At 44.7% G+C, this 17,857-nt stretch carries 9 protein-coding genes; all 9 read left to right on the top strand.

Annotated elements, in window-relative coordinates; all coding sequences use genetic code 11:
- Nucleotides 1-92: 92 nt before the first annotated feature.
- The 9 genes from PY092_RS18245 (at nt 93) to PY092_RS18205 (ending at nt 17,648) form a co-directional block, all read left to right on the top strand.
- Complete coding sequence (locus PY092_RS18245; protein WP_275617199.1) at nt 93-2,849, top strand: helix-turn-helix and ligand-binding sensor domain-containing protein; 2,757 nt, start codon at nt 93-95, stop codon at nt 2,847-2,849.
- 234 nt (nt 2,850-3,083) lie between these two features.
- Entirely contained in the window at nt 3,084-6,122 is a 3,039-nt protein-coding gene (locus tag PY092_RS18240) for a SusC/RagA family TonB-linked outer membrane protein (RefSeq protein ID WP_275617198.1), read from the top strand.
- Nucleotides 6,123-6,135: 13 nt separating this feature from the next.
- Nucleotides 6,136-7,713 carry a RagB/SusD family nutrient uptake outer membrane protein gene (locus tag PY092_RS18235; protein WP_275617197.1) on the top strand — a complete coding sequence of 526 codons (1,578 nt, stop codon included), beginning with the start codon at nt 6,136-6,138 and terminating at the stop codon, nt 7,711-7,713.
- A 26-nt stretch (nt 7,714-7,739) separates the two neighbouring features.
- On the top strand, nt 7,740-10,112 hold the full coding sequence (locus PY092_RS18230; RefSeq protein WP_275617196.1) for a LamG-like jellyroll fold domain-containing protein: 2,373 nt from the start codon (nt 7,740-7,742) through the stop codon (nt 10,110-10,112).
- A 52-nt stretch (nt 10,113-10,164) separates the two neighbouring features.
- A complete protein-coding gene (locus tag PY092_RS18225) occupies nt 10,165-11,541 on the top strand; it encodes a glucoamylase family protein (RefSeq protein ID WP_275617195.1) in 1,377 nt (458 codons plus the stop codon).
- Nucleotides 11,534-12,910, top strand: coding sequence for a glucoamylase family protein (locus PY092_RS18220; protein WP_275617194.1), 1,377 nt, complete (start codon nt 11,534-11,536; stop codon nt 12,908-12,910). Before PY092_RS18225 ends, PY092_RS18220 begins: the two co-directional genes overlap by 8 nt.
- A 1-nt stretch (nt 12,911) precedes the next feature.
- On the top strand, nt 12,912-13,715 hold the full coding sequence (locus tag PY092_RS18215; RefSeq protein WP_275617193.1) for a carboxylesterase family protein: 804 nt from the start codon (nt 12,912-12,914) through the stop codon (nt 13,713-13,715).
- A 25-nt stretch (nt 13,716-13,740) separates the two neighbouring features.
- Nucleotides 13,741-16,008: a beta-glucosidase BglX gene (gene bglX / locus PY092_RS18210; protein WP_275617192.1), complete on the top strand. Its 2,268-nt coding sequence runs from the start codon at nt 13,741-13,743 to the stop codon at nt 16,006-16,008.
- Between the two features lie 11 nt (nt 16,009-16,019).
- Complete coding sequence (locus PY092_RS18205) at nt 16,020-17,648, top strand: sulfatase family protein (RefSeq protein ID WP_275617191.1); 1,629 nt, start codon at nt 16,020-16,022, stop codon at nt 17,646-17,648.
- Nucleotides 17,649-17,857 lie beyond the last annotated feature (209 nt).

The raw sequence follows: 17,857 nt of genomic DNA, 5'->3' as shown, positions 1-17,857 counted from the left end.
TGTCTGACAAAGACACTTTACCGGAAAAATGATTTCCAGTGGTTTTGTATATTCAATGTTTCGAAGGATTTTTATGCTCTAAACAATACGGTATGTTATTTAGGCTATTTTCCATTGTTATTTACCTTGGCTGTTTATCGGTAGCGGCACAGCAATTGGTTCCTCCGATACAGAACTATCAATTGTTGGACTATAAGGGGGGCAGTAAAAACTGGGATGTTTCCGCCAATGCGGACGGAGAACTTTTTGTGGCCAACAATAAAGGCTTGCTGCACTACAATGGAGAGAAATGGACCCTGAACAAGTTGCCCAATAACACCATTATCCGTTCTGTGGAGAGTATTGGAGATAGGATTTATACAGGATCCTATGAGGAATTCGGCTATTGGACCAAGAATGCATTCGGGGAACTTGGATATACTTCCCTGACCCACTTGATTGGTGACCATACCTTTACCAGCGAGGAATTTTGGGAAATTTTCGCCACCCAAGATGGAAAAGTGCTGTTCCGCTCCTTTTCTGTCCTTTATGTGTATGCCGATGATGAGATAACCGTTGTGGACCCTTCGTTTGTGGTTTCGGATTTTATCGAGTTCCAAGGTCGATTGGTGGTTGCCGCTGAGGTTAAGGGACTTTTTGAAGTCAAAGGGGAGAAAATGGTGCCCTTGCCCGATCAACACCTCTTGTTGGACAAGACGGTGAACGATATGGCCGTTTTAGATGGCAAGCTATTGATAGGGACCAAATTGCATGGTTGTTACCTATATGATGGAAAAGACCTTGTGCCTTGGTCAACACCGGTCAACAAGGCATTGAAGGAACATCAATTGAACAAAATAGCCGTCTTGGGGCAGGGGCTATTGGGATTTGGAACCATTAAAAATGGAATGTACCTCTATGACACGGTTTCAAGAAGCTACCGAATATTGAATAGGGAATCCGGACTTCAAAACAATACAGTGCTTTCTTCATTATTCGTCAACAATCAGTTATGGTTGGGCCTGGACAACGGAATTGCACGTGTTCGACTCAACAATCCAATATCTTACTATACCGATTATACAGGAACTTTAGGAATGGTCTACGATATAGCTTGGTTCAATAATACGTTGTTTTTGGGAAGTAACACGGGAGTGTTCTATTTTGAAGGGAATGAACTGAGATTTGTTGAAGGATCGCAAGGGCACGTATGGGATCTGGAAGTCCTTGAGGGCGATTTACTTTGCGGGCACAACACAGGGACCTATAAGGTCGACAAGGGTAGGTTTGAACTATTGAGCTCAGTGGCAGGAGGGTATCAAATCATAAAAGTTCCCGACCAAAATGCCACGTATGTCCAAGGAACCTACAATGGATTGGCCAAATTCCAAAAATTGGAAAATGGCAAATGGGACGTGGAGCGCATAGAAGGATACAGCGCACCAGTAAAGCAATTGTGTTTTGAAACCCCAAACGTGCTATGGGTGGCACATCCTTATAAAGGTTTTTTTAGGATCCATTTTGAAGCAGGAACTTATGATGAACTCGACAAAATCCAATCATTTGATCATGAAGGCGCCCCGAGCGAATACAATGTAAAACTGTACAACATCAAGAACAAAATTGTATTGAACAGTGAGGGCACTTGGTACAACTATAATCCCATTGGGGACCGAATCGAAACCTTTGATGAATTCACGGACTATCGGAACAAGGAACTGCTGTTCTTTGATGAAAGGTACTTTTGGTTTGTTGATGATGAGGAACAAAAAGCCATCATCCATACCAACTTAAAGGGGGACAGCCTTATGATAACCGATTTACCGATGCGTGAGCGATTGGCTCCCGATTCCCAAAATGTGGTCAAGGTAAGCGATAGTATGTCGTACATTACTTTAACGGACGGTTTTGCCAAGATCAACGATGCGGGGTTGAAAAGTATTTCCGAGGTCCAAGAGATTCCGGTACCCGACTTTGTGGTACTGCAGGATCAAAGAATGAAGAGATCCGTAAAGCGTGGAGCCTTTGAAATCCCATTCAGGTATTCACAGTCCATTACTGTGGAGATAGCTTCTCCTGAATACATTTCGCCCAACTACTATTACGAGTTGGAAGGGCCCAAGAAGTATTCCGAATACTCGGAAAACGGTTTCATCAATTTTCAAAACCTACCTTTTGGAGAGTACGCTCTAAAGGTTGCCACAGTGGGAATGGGCAACACGGTCTCGGATTTCAACACACTTGATTTTCAAATAGCGCCACCATGGTATTTTTCTTGGTGGAGTTTGTTCATCTATGTTGCCTTGGCCTTGTTGGCCGTTTATTTGGTACGGAGGTTCAATAGAAAAAAGTTGAATAGGAAGCACCGTGAACTGGAAGAACGCATGAAGCACGAGCAGCAGGAGCGTATGGCAAAACTCGAAAAAGAAGAATTGGCCAAGGAAGTTAGGCTCAAGCAAAATGAATTGGCCAGTACCACCTTGAACATTGCCAGGAAAAATGAAATGATCTTGGAACTGAAGAACATGCTGGTCATGAACAAGGATAAGTTTTCCAATTCCCAGCGGTACCGTTCATTTGTTAAAAAGCTCAACAACTCCATTGAGGATACGGAAGATTGGAAGCGTTTCGAGGTCAACTTTAAAGAACTGCACGAAGATTTCTTCGAAAGATTGCTTAAGGCATATCCCTCTTTGACCCCGAAGGATTTGAAGCTCTGTGCTTACCTAAAGATGAATCTTTCCACGAAGGAGATAGCACCACTTATGGGGATAACTATCAGAGGGGTTGAGATACATCGATACCGACTTCGGAAGAAATTGGATATGGATAGTTCCGAGAACCTTTCCAATTTCCTGATTACCTTTTAAAGAAGAAAAAAGAGTGTTCATAAGGTGCCCAAAGCTGATTTTCACACTACATCAATACTACATCACTGTGTTAATTCTTTTTACATCAAAATAAATGAGTACTACTGCAAACGTTGCGAAATAAGGGCTTTCAGCGATTGCAGTGATGATGTATTTTTTATGTATTCCATCTGACTCTCTAACCTTTCACTCTTTGTTAATTTAGTAAAAATCTAACTCTATTTTTGCACAATTATGAAAATTAAAAGCAAACTTTTGCTAATCTCGTTTTTGTTGTTTCAGGTCGTACTTTTGGCACAAAACAATATAACGATTTCGGGAACGGTCTTGGACGATCAAGGACAACCGTTGCCGGGAGCAAGCGTAGTGCTTCAAGGCACTACTACAGGAATCCAAACGGACTTTGATGGAAACTATCGTTTGGAAAACCTTCCAAGTAACGGAACCTTGGTGTTCAGCTACATTGGATTTACAACACAAACCGTACCTATCAATAATAGGACTACGATTGATCTTACCATGCAAGAAGACACTCAAAGCTTAGATGAAGTTGTAGTTGTCGGCTATGGTACACAAAAGAAAGCGGATTTAACAGGGTCTATTGCCACCGTTGATGCGGAGCAGATTGAAAAGACCCCATCTTCCAACCCGGTCCAGTCCTTACAAGGTAAGGTGGCTGGTGTGCAGATTGTTACTCCAGGCTCTCCCGGTGCATCGCCGACAGTCAGGATTCGTGGTCTGGGTACGTATTCGGATGCCACCAGTCTTTTGTATGTAGTGGATGGAATGTTCTATAGTAATATAGACTTCTTGAATCCCAACGACATTAAATCCATGAACGTGTTGAAGGATGCATCTTCATCCGCTATTTATGGGGTAAGGGCGGCCAACGGTGTTATCATTATCGAGACCAAGTCAGGGGGCAAAAACAGAAAACCCACCATTGAGTACAATGGGTATACAGGGGTGCAACGGGCCCAAAATGTTTTGCAGATGGCCAATGCCGAGCAGTTTGTGACCATGGCCGTAGAATCCGGTTCAGAGGCGGATGTGCAGTTTATCTTGAATGCAATGCAGCGCTATGGAAGAAGCCGCATCAACCCGAACGTTCCTGATGTGAATACGGATTGGTACGATAAGATCATCCGCGACGGGATTATTCAAAACCATAGTATAAGTGTTACAGGGGGGACCGAAAATGTGTCCTACTCCTTAGGCACGAACTACTTTTCACAAGAAGGTTTGTTGGACATGAAAAATGAGTACGAACGGTTCAATATCCGCTCAAAACTGGATGTGGATGTTATGGACAACTTAAGGATGGGTGTGAACACGGTTTTCAGTAATGCCACCCAGCAGACACCAGAGGATTCAGCGTGGTTTAAAGCGTACTTTGCCGTTCCAATCCTTCCGGTCTTTGATGATATGAATACCGAGGCAACACCGACACGCTATGCCAATGCCCAGGCTTTGGGGTACAGGGGTACGCAAAACCCTTTCCCGGACATGGTTTATAACGACAATAGGTTGAAGATCCGCAAGTTGTTGGCCAACATTTATCTGGAGACAGATCTTATCAAGGACAAGCTTACCTTTAAGACCACTTACAACATAGACTTTTCCGCATTGGAAGAGCGCTACGTGAACCTCCCCTTCAATATGGGATATGGTGATCAGCGTATTTCCGATATCAATAGGAAGCAGAATAATTATTATAACCAGATTTGGGACAATGTACTTACCTATACGGACACCTATGCCGAGAATCACAATGTAACCGTGATGGCAGGTACTTCTTTCAGGGACGAAGCTTCCAACAAGTTTGAGGCAACTGGCAGCGATATCGCCGGGATCAATTATGAAACATCCTGGTATTTGGACTTCGCCGATCCATTGTCCTTTAATAATAATGTGGAAGAGGACAACAGTAGAATATATGGTCAGTCCTATTTCGGTAGGGTTTCCTATAACTATAAAAACCGCTATTTGCTCTATGGGACTTTCAGGGCGGACAGGTCTTCCAAGTTTACCAAAGAACAATGGGGCTACTTCCCATCTGTGGGTGCGGGTTGGGTAATTTCCCGAGAGCCATTCATGGAGAATGTTGGCTTCTTCGACTTTTTGAAACTGAGAGCCGCATGGGGACGCTTGGGCAACGATAATGTGCCTGCAAGTGCCGGTGCAAATACCATTGAAAATGAAACCGTTGATTTGGGGGATAACCCAAACACAGGGATTACAGCAACAAGCACCTATACAGACTTGACTTGGGAGGTTGTGGAAGAATTGGACTTTGGTTTCAATATGAACACCTTCAACAATCGTTTGTCGCTGGAAGCGGATTATTACATTAGGGATACCGAGGATGCCATCATGCCGGTCTATATTCCCATTGCAAACCAAACGATTTCTAGGAACTCGGGGGTTATCCGTAACTCAGGGGTAGAGGTGGCATTGAATTGGAGCGATGAGATCACTCCTGATTTCACTTATACCGTTGGAGCCAACTTTACAACTGTAAAGAATGAGGCCATACAGATCGAGGATGAAAAAGGGTATATCGATTCAGGTTCCGCGGAATTCCGCCAAAGAACTTTGGTCGGTGAACCGCTCTATGCCTTTTATGGATACGAAACAACCGGGGTATATCAGAACCAAGCACAGATAGATGCCGATCCGGTCGCACAGAACGCCATAGCCAACGGACAGGATATTCTACCTGGATACCTTATTTATAGCGATGCCAATGGTGATGGATCGATCACGGATGAAGATCGTATGGTACTGGGCTCGTTCTTACCAAAGTTCACCTACGGGGGTAACATTGGTGTCAACTATAAGGATTTTGGTTTCTCCATGAACTTTTACGGGCAAAGCGGGAATAAGATCTTGAACCGAAAAAGAGGGGAGATCCTATTTACCAATGACACCAACATGGATGCTGATTTGGCCAAAAACCGATGGCATGGAGAAGGGACCAGTAATACCTACCCTTCATCAGCCGGGCTTAGGGACGGTTGGAACCAACGATTGAGTAATTTCTGGGTGGAAGATGGTGATTTCTTCCGAATCCAGAACATTCAATTGGCATACACACTTCGTGGTGATAAACTTAAGGGCAATATGCCTGACTTTAAATTCACATTGACCGCGGAAAGACCTTTGACCATCTTCAGTTACAACGGATTCAATCCGGAAGTGTCAGATGGGGTCGATCGCCAAACATATCCTGTCCCCGCGATTTACACCATAGGTGTTAATGTTAAACTATAAAAAGAAAATTGAGATGAACAACAATAGTATAATGTACAGATTGGTATTGGCCATGATCGCGATTCTTGCCTTCCAATCGTGCTCGGATAAATTTGAAGATATAGAAGGTCAACTCAATGCAGATGATCTGGACTATACTGCAACGGAGGATATGGTTCAGGCATTGGTGGGATCTTATTATATAATGGCCACCAGAGGATGGGAAGAACCCATTTTACTCTCGGTAAGGGGGGATGATGTAAATCCGGGAGGTGTTGGAGATGCCCAGGATGGTTTGACCGATACGGATCTCTTTATCTACAACCAAGGATATTGGATGTACAATTCCCTTTGGAACATCCATTACGGCGATATTGTCTCATTGAACACAGAAATTGAATTGATCGAGAATTTCAAGGAATTTGCCACTGTGGAGGACCAGGTTACCGCTGATCAATATATAGCGGAGATCAAGGTTATGAGAGCTTGGCTGCATTTCAATTTGGCAAGGGTATGGGGAGATGTTTTCATTATCGAAACCACTCAACCGGATGCTGAAATCATGGATGGTACCACATCAAAGGATGAAATGATGCAGTATATCGCCGATCAAATGGATGAAGTTATCCTCTTGTTGCCCAACATGAGGCCCAACGAAAGAACAGATATCCCTGGAGGGATAACCCGTTACACGGCGTATGCCTTAAAAGCCATGGCCTATATGGAATTGGAAGACTACCAAGGGATGGCAGATGCTTGCGCAGCAATCATCAATTCCAATAGATTTTCCCTATACCCGGATTTTTACAGTTTGTTCAAAAAGCCAGGAGAGTTAAGTGATGAGAGTTTAATGGAACTGCAATTTTCAGATTATGGTTCCAGTACAAGTGATGAATTCTATCATTTGTACGATCCATTCGGCCCAGTGGGATGGACACCTGCCAGGGCAAATGCCTCCGGCGGATGGGGTTTTTATGAGCCCAGCATCAAGTTCATCAAATTCATGCTCGATCGTGGGGATCTGGAAAGATTGGAGACCAGTGTATTGTTCTCACCAAGAGGGGTGGAAGAAGTAGCGAGTGATCCAAATTACACCGATCTCCCATCTTTCATGGATATAGCAACCAGCGATAACCGTTCATATGTCACAACGAGGGACGGTGATCAGGTAAATGATTATGCCAGGGCATTGTTCGCCAGTGGTAAACATTACCTGCCATCAGTTCAATTGACCGATGGAAGAAACAATTACGGGGGAGGAAAAAACATGATCGTGATCCGTTACGCTGAAATACTCTTAATGTATGCCGAAGCGTTGACACGTGGGGCCAGCGGCTCTGGAATGACAGCCGATCAAGCCGTTAATCTAGTTCGGTCAAGGGCTGGAATGCCTTCCTTGTCAGGAGTTACCTCCGAAGATGTAATGGACGAGAAATTTGCTGAACTGGGTATGGAATGGGGAATTCGCTATTATGACATGTTGCGTTTGGAAAACTACTCTGAACTGAGTTATGATGGAAGAACCTTTACTGCAGACAAAGCATATTTGCCTTATCCGCAAGAACAACTGGATGCACTACCGACTTTGGGCGGAGGCAGTGAAGATCAATAACATACTAACTAAATAAACTACACAAGATGAAACATATAGTTAAATCCATAATGATCCTTTTGGGGCTTCTGGTGGTTTCTTGTAATGAAGGAATCGATCCCATAACGGCCGTGGATGCCGGGGTGGATGAAACAGCGCCTCAGGTTACGATCACCTACCCGACAGAGGGAGTGGAATTGATGCCTTTTGAAGAAGAAACCTCGATAGATGTCACTTTTGAGGTTACCGACGATATAGAGGTGGCGAATGTTGCTGTATCCATGGATGGATCTCAAATAGCCACATTTAATTCCTTTAAGGATTACAGGATTGTATTGGAGGAAGTAACTTATGAAGGATTGGGGAATGGTGACCATACAGTTGCCGTAACAGCAACCGATATCGAGGGCAAAACAACAACCGAAGAGGTCAACTTTGCCAAACTGGCACCATATAGTGCACAATTTGATGGAGAAGTGCTTTATATGCCCTTCAATGCGGATTATATGGATTTCATTAGCTTCCAAGAAGCCAATGAAGTAGGGGAACCGGGTTTTGCTGGAGGTGGATTCCTCGGTGCCGATGCGTACCAAGGAACAGAGGATTCTTACCTGACATTTCCAATGGACAACCTGAAAAATCCCGAGTTCAGTGCCGCATTCTGGTATAAAATCAATCCAAGCCCGAACAATGCGGGTATTTTGGTGGTCGGTGATAATGCGGATGACCGTAACCAAGGGTTCCGATTGTTCCGCGAAGGGGACGCCAATGAACAGCGTATCAAATTGAATGTTGGTACCGGTACAGGCGAGAGTTGGAACGATGGCGGACTGCTCGATGCCACTACAGGGGAGTGGGTCCACATAGCCATTTCAATCTCACAGACAAAGAACACCATATATTTCAATGGGGTGGAAATACTATCCTCGGACATGGCCGCTCCAATAGATTGGACCGGATGCGAGGAACTTGTCATAGGCTCCGGTGGCCCGACCTTTGATTATTGGGGACATGGCTATGATACAAGCGAAATGGACGAATTGCGGATCTTTGATAAGGCATTGACACAGAACGATGTTCAAATCATGATCAACGCGGCAAATCCATACGTGCCCCAATATGATGGCGAATCCCTGTATATGCCATTTGATGGAGATTATATTGATTTGATCGGAAGCAAAGCCGCAACCCAAGTAGGTTCGCCAAGCTTTACCGATGAAAGTCAAGTGGGGGGGCAGGCCTATTTGGGGGCAATGGATTCCTATATCAATTACCCAGCGGAAGGATTGATGACTTCCGAGTTCAGTGGATCGTTCTGGTACAAGGTGGATGCCACCCCGGATAGGGCAGGTATTATCACCATAGGTGATGATGCAGCCGATCGCTTCCAAGGATTCCGATTGTTCCGGGAAGGAAGTTCAGACGAACAGCGCATCAAACTCAACGTTGGAACAGGAGCTGGAGAAAGTTGGAACGATGGTGATGTAATTGATGTAAATGCAGGCGAATGGGTCCATATTACTTTTACCATATCAAATAGTGAAAATGTGATCTATTTCAATGGAACAGAAGTCCTGTCGTCCGGAATGGGGGCACCGATTGATTGGACGGGCTGTGATACCTTTACCATAGGTGCGGGTGGACCAACGTTCGATTATTGGGGACATGCTTCCGATAACAGTATCATTGATGACCTCAGATTCTACAGCAAAGCACTTTCTCCAGAAGAAGTAGCTGAAGTTTTTGGAGGTGAGGTCACACCAAAAAATTATAGCTCCACACTTTATATGCCTTTTGATGGGTCCAATGTTGATGACAACTCCGGTGAAGAGGCCACAGTGGTGGGCACTCCTGGTTTTGCAGGGGAGAGCGCTGTGGGCAGTAATGCCTATGCGGGTGCTACGGATTCCTATCTTACCTTCCCGATAGATGGGTTGTTCACCAATCAATTCAGCGGGGCTTTCTGGTATAAGGTCAACTCCGACCCCGACAGAGCGGGTATTTTAACCGTAAGTCCACCAATGAACGGAACGGACAATGATCTTTCCGCTGGTTTTAGGCTCATTAGGGAAGGAAGTGCTGACGAGCAGCGTATCAAACTACATTTGGGCACCGATGCCGGGGACGTGTGGAACGATGGGGATGTTATCGATGCCACTGTTGATCAGTGGGTACATGTGGCCTTTACCGTTACGGAAACCCAGACCCTTATTTATTTGAACGGGGAACCCGTGGTAAATACAGGCGATATGGATGGAAAAACCATAAGCTGGGAAAACTGCTCCATACTGTCCATAGGTTCAGGAGCACCCAACTTTATCGGTTGGAACCACCTGTCGGATCTAAGTTATATTGATGACCTGTACTTGTTTGACAGGACTTTGACCCAAGAGGAGATTCAAGAAATCATGAACAATTAATGTGCTTTTGTTTAGCACTTTACAATAATTTGAGTTAGTTAGTTTAGTTTATATGAGGTTAATTTTAATTCCATTGGCCATTGCCACTTTGCTTACAGGGTGCAATGGCCAAAAAACTAAAGCAGAAGCAAAGAAAGTTTCAGAAATAAATGCGGATAGTCTGGCCGTAGCCGACAAGGCACTATTGGACTCCGTGCAGTACCAAACCTTCAATTATTTCTGGGATGGTGCGGAACCCATTTCAGGATTGGCAAGGGAACGTATTCACTTGGATGGGATTTATCCCAACCACGATAAGGATATTATAACCATTGGAGGCTCTGGTTTTGGACTCATGGCTATTTTAGTGGGAGTGGAAAGAGGATTTATCTCCCGAGAGCAAGCCTTGGAGCGCTATGAGCACATTATGGACTTTTTGGAAAAAGCCGATCGTTTCCATGGGGCATGGCCACACTGGTTATTGCCATCAGGAAAAGTGACTCCGTTCAGTAAAAAGGACAATGGAGGGGATTTGGTGGAGACCGCCTTTTTGGTTCAAGGATTGTTAACGGTTCAAGCTTATTTCAAAAATGGAAATGAGCGTGAACAGCAATTGGCGGAAAAAATCCAAGAGCTCTGGGAAGGCGTAGAGTGGGATTGGTACACCAAAAATGGCAAAGATGTGCTGTATTGGCATTGGAGCCCAGAATACCAATGGGAAATGAACTTTCCTGTAGGAGGTTATAACGAGGCCCTGATCATGTACATTTTGGCGGCAGCATCCCCGACCCACCCCATCGAAAAATCCGTTTATGAAAAAGGATGGGCCGTGGACGGACAAATCACCAAGGACACCACCTACTATGGTCTGAAAACGGAACTGAATCATTATGAGCATAGCGATGCACCCGTAGGACCTTTGTTTTGGGCACATTATTCTTATTTAGGTTTGAATCCGAAAGGACTTAAAGACCAGTTTGGTGATTATTGGAAATTGAACCGGAACCATGCCTTGATCCACTATAAATATTGCGTGGACAATCCGAAGGGTTATAAGGGATATGGGGAAGATTGTTGGGGCTTGACCTCCAGCTATTCCATCAAAGGATATGCTGGTCACCGTCCCGAAGCTGATTTGGGCGTGATTTCACCCACTGCGGCACTTTCATCCATGCCATATACCCCAGAGGAGAGCAAACAGTTTTTGCGGTTCATGTACAACGAACAGGATAGCCTGATAGGCAAATATGGACCTTATGATGCCTTTAGTTTAGAGGGCGATTGGTACCTGCCAAGATATTTGGCCATTGACCAAGGACCAATCCCTGTAATGATAGAAAATTACCGAAGTGGCCTATTTTGGAAATTGTTTATGGCCAATGAAGAAGTGCAAAAAGGTTTGATGAAATTGGGTTTTGAAAGCCCAAATATGGAACCCGCGGATGATTAAAAAAACAATATATATAGTCCTCTTCGCCACGCTGACTTCATCCTGTGGGGGAGGGGACGATTATACCTATGTGCCCACAGGACCAGAACTTCCTGGTAATGGCTCCGATGATGACGATGATGAGCCTGCAATTACTGATGAGGAATTGTTGGACCTGACCCAAGAAACGACCTTTAAATATTTTTGGGACTTTGCCGATGCCAATTCCGGAGGAGCTAGGGAAAGGTATCATCCGGACGACCCTGGCAATAGCGAAGGAGTTGTGACCGTCGGAGGCACCGGCTTTGGCCTCATGGCGATTTTGGTCGGAATGGAAAGAGGGTATATCTCCAGAACTGAAGGGTTGGAGCGATTGAACACCTTGTTGGATTTTTTGGAAAATGCTGATCGCTTTCATGGGGCATGGTCGCATTGGATCAATGGTTCAACTGGTGCGGTGATCCCATTTAGCGATTTGGATGATGGGGGCGATATGGTGGAAACCGCTTTTTTGGCTCAAGGCCTTATCTGCATCAAGGAATATTTCAAAAACGGTTCAGATGCTGAGCAAGCTTTGGCCCAACAGGCCGACAATCTTTGGAAAGGTGTGGAATGGGATTGGTATACCCAAAACCAAAATGTACTGTACTGGCATTGGAGCCCTAACCATGGTTTCGATATCAACCTTCAATTGAAGGGATATAACGAGGTGTTGATCACCTATATCATAGCTGCAGCCTCACCGGATTTCGGAATAGAAAAAGAGGTGTATTCAAATGGTTGGGCCTCTGGCGGAGGAATCCAATCGGCAAACACGCAATACGGTTATCCGCTTTTGGTAAGGCATAATGGCTCCGAACAGTTCGGTGGACCCCTGTTTTGGGCGCATTATTCCTATATGGGATTAGATCCTCGAAATCTGTCCGATGATTATGTGGATTACTGGGATGTAAATGTCAACCATACCATGATCAATTACGAGTACTGTGTAGACAATCCCGATTTTTATCAAGATTATGGCGAAGATTGTTGGGGGTTGACGGCGAGTTACTCCCGAAACAACGATGGGAGTATAGGGTACAACGCCCATAGCCCTAGCAACGATACTGGGGTCATATCTCCCACCGCAGCAATCAGTTCTATTCCTTATGCGCCCGAGGAATCTTTGGATGCAATGCATTACTTTTATAGAAATAGAGATGACTTGTTGGGTCCAGCAGGGTTTTACGATGCCTTTAGCCCCGAATACGATTGGGTGGCAGAAGCATACTTGGCCATAGATCAAGGCCCGCAGATCATCATGATTGAAAACTATCGGACCGGTTTGCTTTGGAACTTGTTTATGGGTAACGAAGATGTTCAAGCTGGTTTGACCAAACTTGGATTTTGATATGACAAAACAATTATCATTTTTTCTTTTGTTCTGGGCTTGTAATTTGGTCGCCGCACAATGGCAATCAAAATACGAAGCCAAAATACTTATTGATGGGAACGATACCTTACGATATCGTATTATGTATCCCAAGAATTTTAAAGAGGATGGAAACTATCCTGTGGTACTTTTTCTTCATGGGGCCGGAGAGCGCGGAAATGACAATGAAAAACAACTTTGGAATGGTGGCAAATTGTTCGCTACCGATTATCTACAAGAACGTTATCCGGCGGTTGTCATATTCCCACAATGCCCAAGAGATAGCTATTGGGCCAGTGTAGATGTGGATAGGAGTTCCTATCCTATCAATTTGGACTTTAAGTACAGCGAAGGCCCCACAAAACCGTTGGAAATGGTAATGGATTTGCTCGAGACGACTATAGCGGAACCTTATACCAAGGATGATCAAGTCTATTTGATGGGACTTTCCATGGGAGGCATGGGCACATTTGAATTATTGAGCAGAAAGCCAGATACGTTTGCGGCTGCTGTGCCTATTTGCGGAGGAGGTGAACCGGAATCGGTTTCAGCTTATGCCGAAAACACGCCATTATGGGTGTTTCATGGGGCACAGGACAATGTAGTGCATCCATTGCAATCCGTGGAAATGGTTTCGGCCTTGTTGAAAGCAGGGGTGCATCCGAAGTTCACAATGTACGATTTTGCCAATCACAATAGCTGGGACCCAGCATTCGCAGAACTCGATTTGTTGCCTTGGTTGTTTGCACACACTAAAAAAACGATACAAGAAACATCAGAATAAAAAGCATACAGAAAACAACCTGATCATGAACTATAAAAAATCACTCTTCGCCATTTTGGCTCTCGTTTTGGGAAGTGCCCATGCCCAGCAACGAATTCCAGAAGTAGAACAATTGTTGCAAAAAATGACCATAGATGAAAAAATCGGTCAATTAAATCTGTTGACACCAGGAGGTGGAGTGGCAACTGGCGAAGTGGTGAGTGAAAATGTTGGAACCAAGATCAAAGCTGGTCAAGTAGGCGGACTCTTTGGTGTTGCTGGTCCCGATAGGGTAAGAAAAGCCCAGGAATTGGCCGTCAAAGAAAGTCGATTGGGTATTCCTTTGCTGATTGGCTCCGATGTCATCCATGGGTACAAGACCACCTATCCCATTCCGTTGGGTCTTTCGTCCAGTTGGGATATGGATTTGGTGGAACAAGCTGCACAAATGGCAGCTAGGGAGGCCACGGCAGATGGCATCAATTGGAATTTCTCTCCCATGGTTGATATTGCCCGTGACCCACGTTGGGGACGTATCGCCGAGGGAGCGGGCGAGGACCCTTATTTGGGTTCAAAAATTGCCGAAGCCATGGTAAAAGGATATCAGGGCGAAGATTTAGCAGCTTCGCATACCATGTTGGCCTGTGTAAAGCACTTTGCGCTATATGGTGCCGCCGAAGCGGGACGAGATTACGGTTCGGTGGACATGGGTAAGATCAAAATGTTCAACCAATATCTGCCACCCTACCAAGCGGCCATCGATGCTGGTGCGGCCAGTGTGATGAGTTCTTTCAATGATGTGGATGGCGTGCCCGCTACGGGAAATAAATGGTTGTTGACCGATTTGCTTCGGGATCAATGGGGATTTGATGGTTTCGTGGTTTCGGATTATACATCCCTCAACGAGATGATTCCTCACGGTTTGGGTGATTTACAAGCAGTTTCTGCCTTGGCGTTGAAAGCAGGTTTGGATATGGATATGGTGGGAGAAGGCTTTTTGAGCACTTTGAAGAAATCCTTGGAGGAAGGAAAAGTGACCGAAACAGACATTACCAATGCTTGTAGAAGGGTATTGGAAGCCAAATATATTTCTGGACTTTTTAATGACCCCTACAAATACTTGGACTCCAAACGCCCTGAAAAGGATATTTTAACGGATGGAAATAGGGCGTTGTCGCGGAAATTGGCGACCCGTTCCTTCGTGTTGCTCAAAAATCATAACAATATACTTCCATTGGCCAAGGAAGGTAAGATCGCCTTGGTCGGTCCATTGGCGGATAGCAGGGAAAATATGCTCGGAACTTGGGCGCCCACAGGGGATTTCAATCTGGCAGTGACAATTTTGGAAGGATTTAACAATGTAGCTTCAGGAGCAACAATACAATATGCAAAAGGAGCCAATATTTCTGATGATGCCGATTTTGCCAAGAATGTGAATTCTTTGGGAGAACGAATCCTAATCGACGAGCGTTCCCCGGAAACCATGCTCCAAGAAGCGGTGGATTTGGCCAAAACTTCTGATGTTGTAGTGGCAGTCGTCGGCGAAGCCACAGAAATGAGCGGAGAATCCTCCAGTCGTACCGATATTTCCATTCCAGAGAGCCAAAAGAAATTAATAAAAGCCTTGGTGGCAACAGGCAAACCTGTGGCCTTGGTATTGATGAGCGGTAGACCCTTGACCATTCCTGAAGAATTTGATATGCCCGTATCCATTTTGCAAGTATGGCACCCAGGTGTGGAAGCAGGAAATGCCATTGCCGATGTGGTTTTTGGCGATTACAACCCATCAGGAAAATTAACAGCTACATGGCCTGTGAACGTGGGGCAGATTCCAGTGTACCATAGTGCGAAGGTCACGGGTAGGCCCGCACCAGAAAGCGGCGAATTCCAAAAGTTCAGGTCGAACTACTTGGATGTGCCCAACGCACCCTTGTTGCCATTTGGTTACGGATTGAGCTATACTACTTTTGAATATTCCAATCTCAAGTTGAACAAGAAGGAAATCAATCAAGGAGAAACAATTTCTGCAACCGTGACGGTTACAAATACTGGTAATTACGATGGGGAAGAAGTGGTACAATTGTATTTGAGGGATGTGGTCAGAAGCATTACACCCCCAAAGCGCCAGTTGAAAGGTTTTCAGAAAGTCATGTTGAAGAAAGGGGAGAGCAAGGAAGTAACGATTACTCTTTCGGCCGACGATTTGAAATTCTACAACGCCCAACTCGAATTCGCATCGGAACCAGGTGACTTCGAAGTCTTTATGGGAACCGACTCAGATGCAGAGCTATCGGATACATTCACGCTAAAATAACAGATCACAATATGCGCATTGGATTAATGCTTCTTGGACTACTTCTCACTGTTTCTTGCAAACAGAAAACGACATCCAAAGAAGAAGTTGCCCAAGGTCCCCCGAACATTATCTTTATTATGTCGGATGATCATGCTTATCAGGCCATTAGTGCCTACAATCATGAATTGGGCAAATTGGCACCAACCCCGAACATTGACAGAATCGCCAAGAACGGGGCCATTTTTCAGAACAACTTTTGCACCAACTCCATTTGTGGGCCCAGTAGGGCCGTTATTTTAACAGGAAAGCATAGTCATATCAATGGATTTCGGATGAATGGCGAACGGTTTGACAACAGCCAGCCAACCTTGCCAAAGCATCTGAAAAAGCTCGGGTACGAAACCGCCATTGTCGGTAAATGGCATTTGCACGGGGAACCAACAGGATTCGACTATTGGGATATTCTCAACGATCAAGGAAATTATTACAACCCAGAATTCATTCAAGGCGAAGATACCACCGTGGTCGAAGGATATGCCACGGACTTGATCACCGATAAAAGTTTGGAATGGCTACAACATAGGAATGCTGACCAAAAACCTTTCTATTTGATGGTACACCACAAAGCTCCACACCGAAATTGGATGCCGGCTTTGCGCCATTTGAACCTTTACGATTCCATTACATTTCCATTGCCCGATACGTATTTTCCTGAATTTGACAATCAAACCGCAGCTGCCGAACAACAACAGACGATTTACAAGGATATGTACGAAGGGCATGACCTAAAGATGAGTGATGGTTATGGTAGTACGGATTTGGCCCATAATCCATGGACCACTGATTTTGAACGAATGACCCCAGAACAACGGAAGATTTGGGATGAAGCATATTTGCCAAAAAACAACGCATTTTACGAAGCTGATCTGCATGGAAAGGAATTGGCCGAATGGAAGGGGCAACGGTATTTACACGAATATCTGGCCACTGTAAAATCTGTTGATGAGGGTATTGGACGTATTTTGGATTATATAGAGGAGACTGGTTTGGACGAGAATACCTTGGTGGTCTATACTTCCGACCAAGGATTCTATTTGGGTGAACACGGTTGGTTCGATAAGCGGTTCATGTACGAAGAGTCGATGAAAATGCCTTTGTTGATGCAATTACCGGGTGTAATCGAACCTGGAACCAATATCGATGCCTTAGTGCAGAACTTGGATTTTGCCCCGACCTTTTTGGATTTGGCGGGAGGACAACAATATGCTGCCAATATGCAAGGAGAATCATTCCGAGGCCTTTTGGAAGGTACCCAAGATGACTTCAAGGATGCCGTCTACTACCATTATTATGATTTTCCGGCATTTCACATGGTAAAAAGGCAATATGGAGTCAGAACGGATAGGTACAAGCTCATTCATTTTTACGATGATATTGATCAATGGGAATTTTACGATCTGGAAAAGGACCCCAAGGAGCTGCACAATGCCATCAACGATGAGGCATACAAAGATGTCGTGGCCCAGATGCACAAAAAGCTGGATAGTTTGCAGACGTATTACAAAGTAACCGACAAAGAGTTCGAAACCACTCCAAAAGAAAAAGTGGATAGAACGTATGAGGCCTTTGAAAAACTCCGAGGAACACCAATTCAATAAGTTAATGAGCTTCTTTCGCCATTACGTATGGGGTGTTGGTTTTTTTCAATTAGGGGAAAACAAGAGCTTACGGTTGCGAAGTAAAAAACAAAAAAGCCAGAAAATCAATGCTTTCTGGCTTTTTGTTGGCATTTAAATGCCATTTATGAGGATGTGCTCTTGTGTAAGACATCGAGAGCTGGCACATTTTCCTATGTCTCAAATCGTTT

It is taken from the genome of Flagellimonas yonaguniensis (assembly GCF_029193885.1).
Lineage (GTDB): Bacteria > Bacteroidota > Bacteroidia > Flavobacteriales > Flavobacteriaceae > Flagellimonas > Flagellimonas yonaguniensis.
This window is presented reverse-complemented; position numbering and strand designations above follow the sequence as displayed.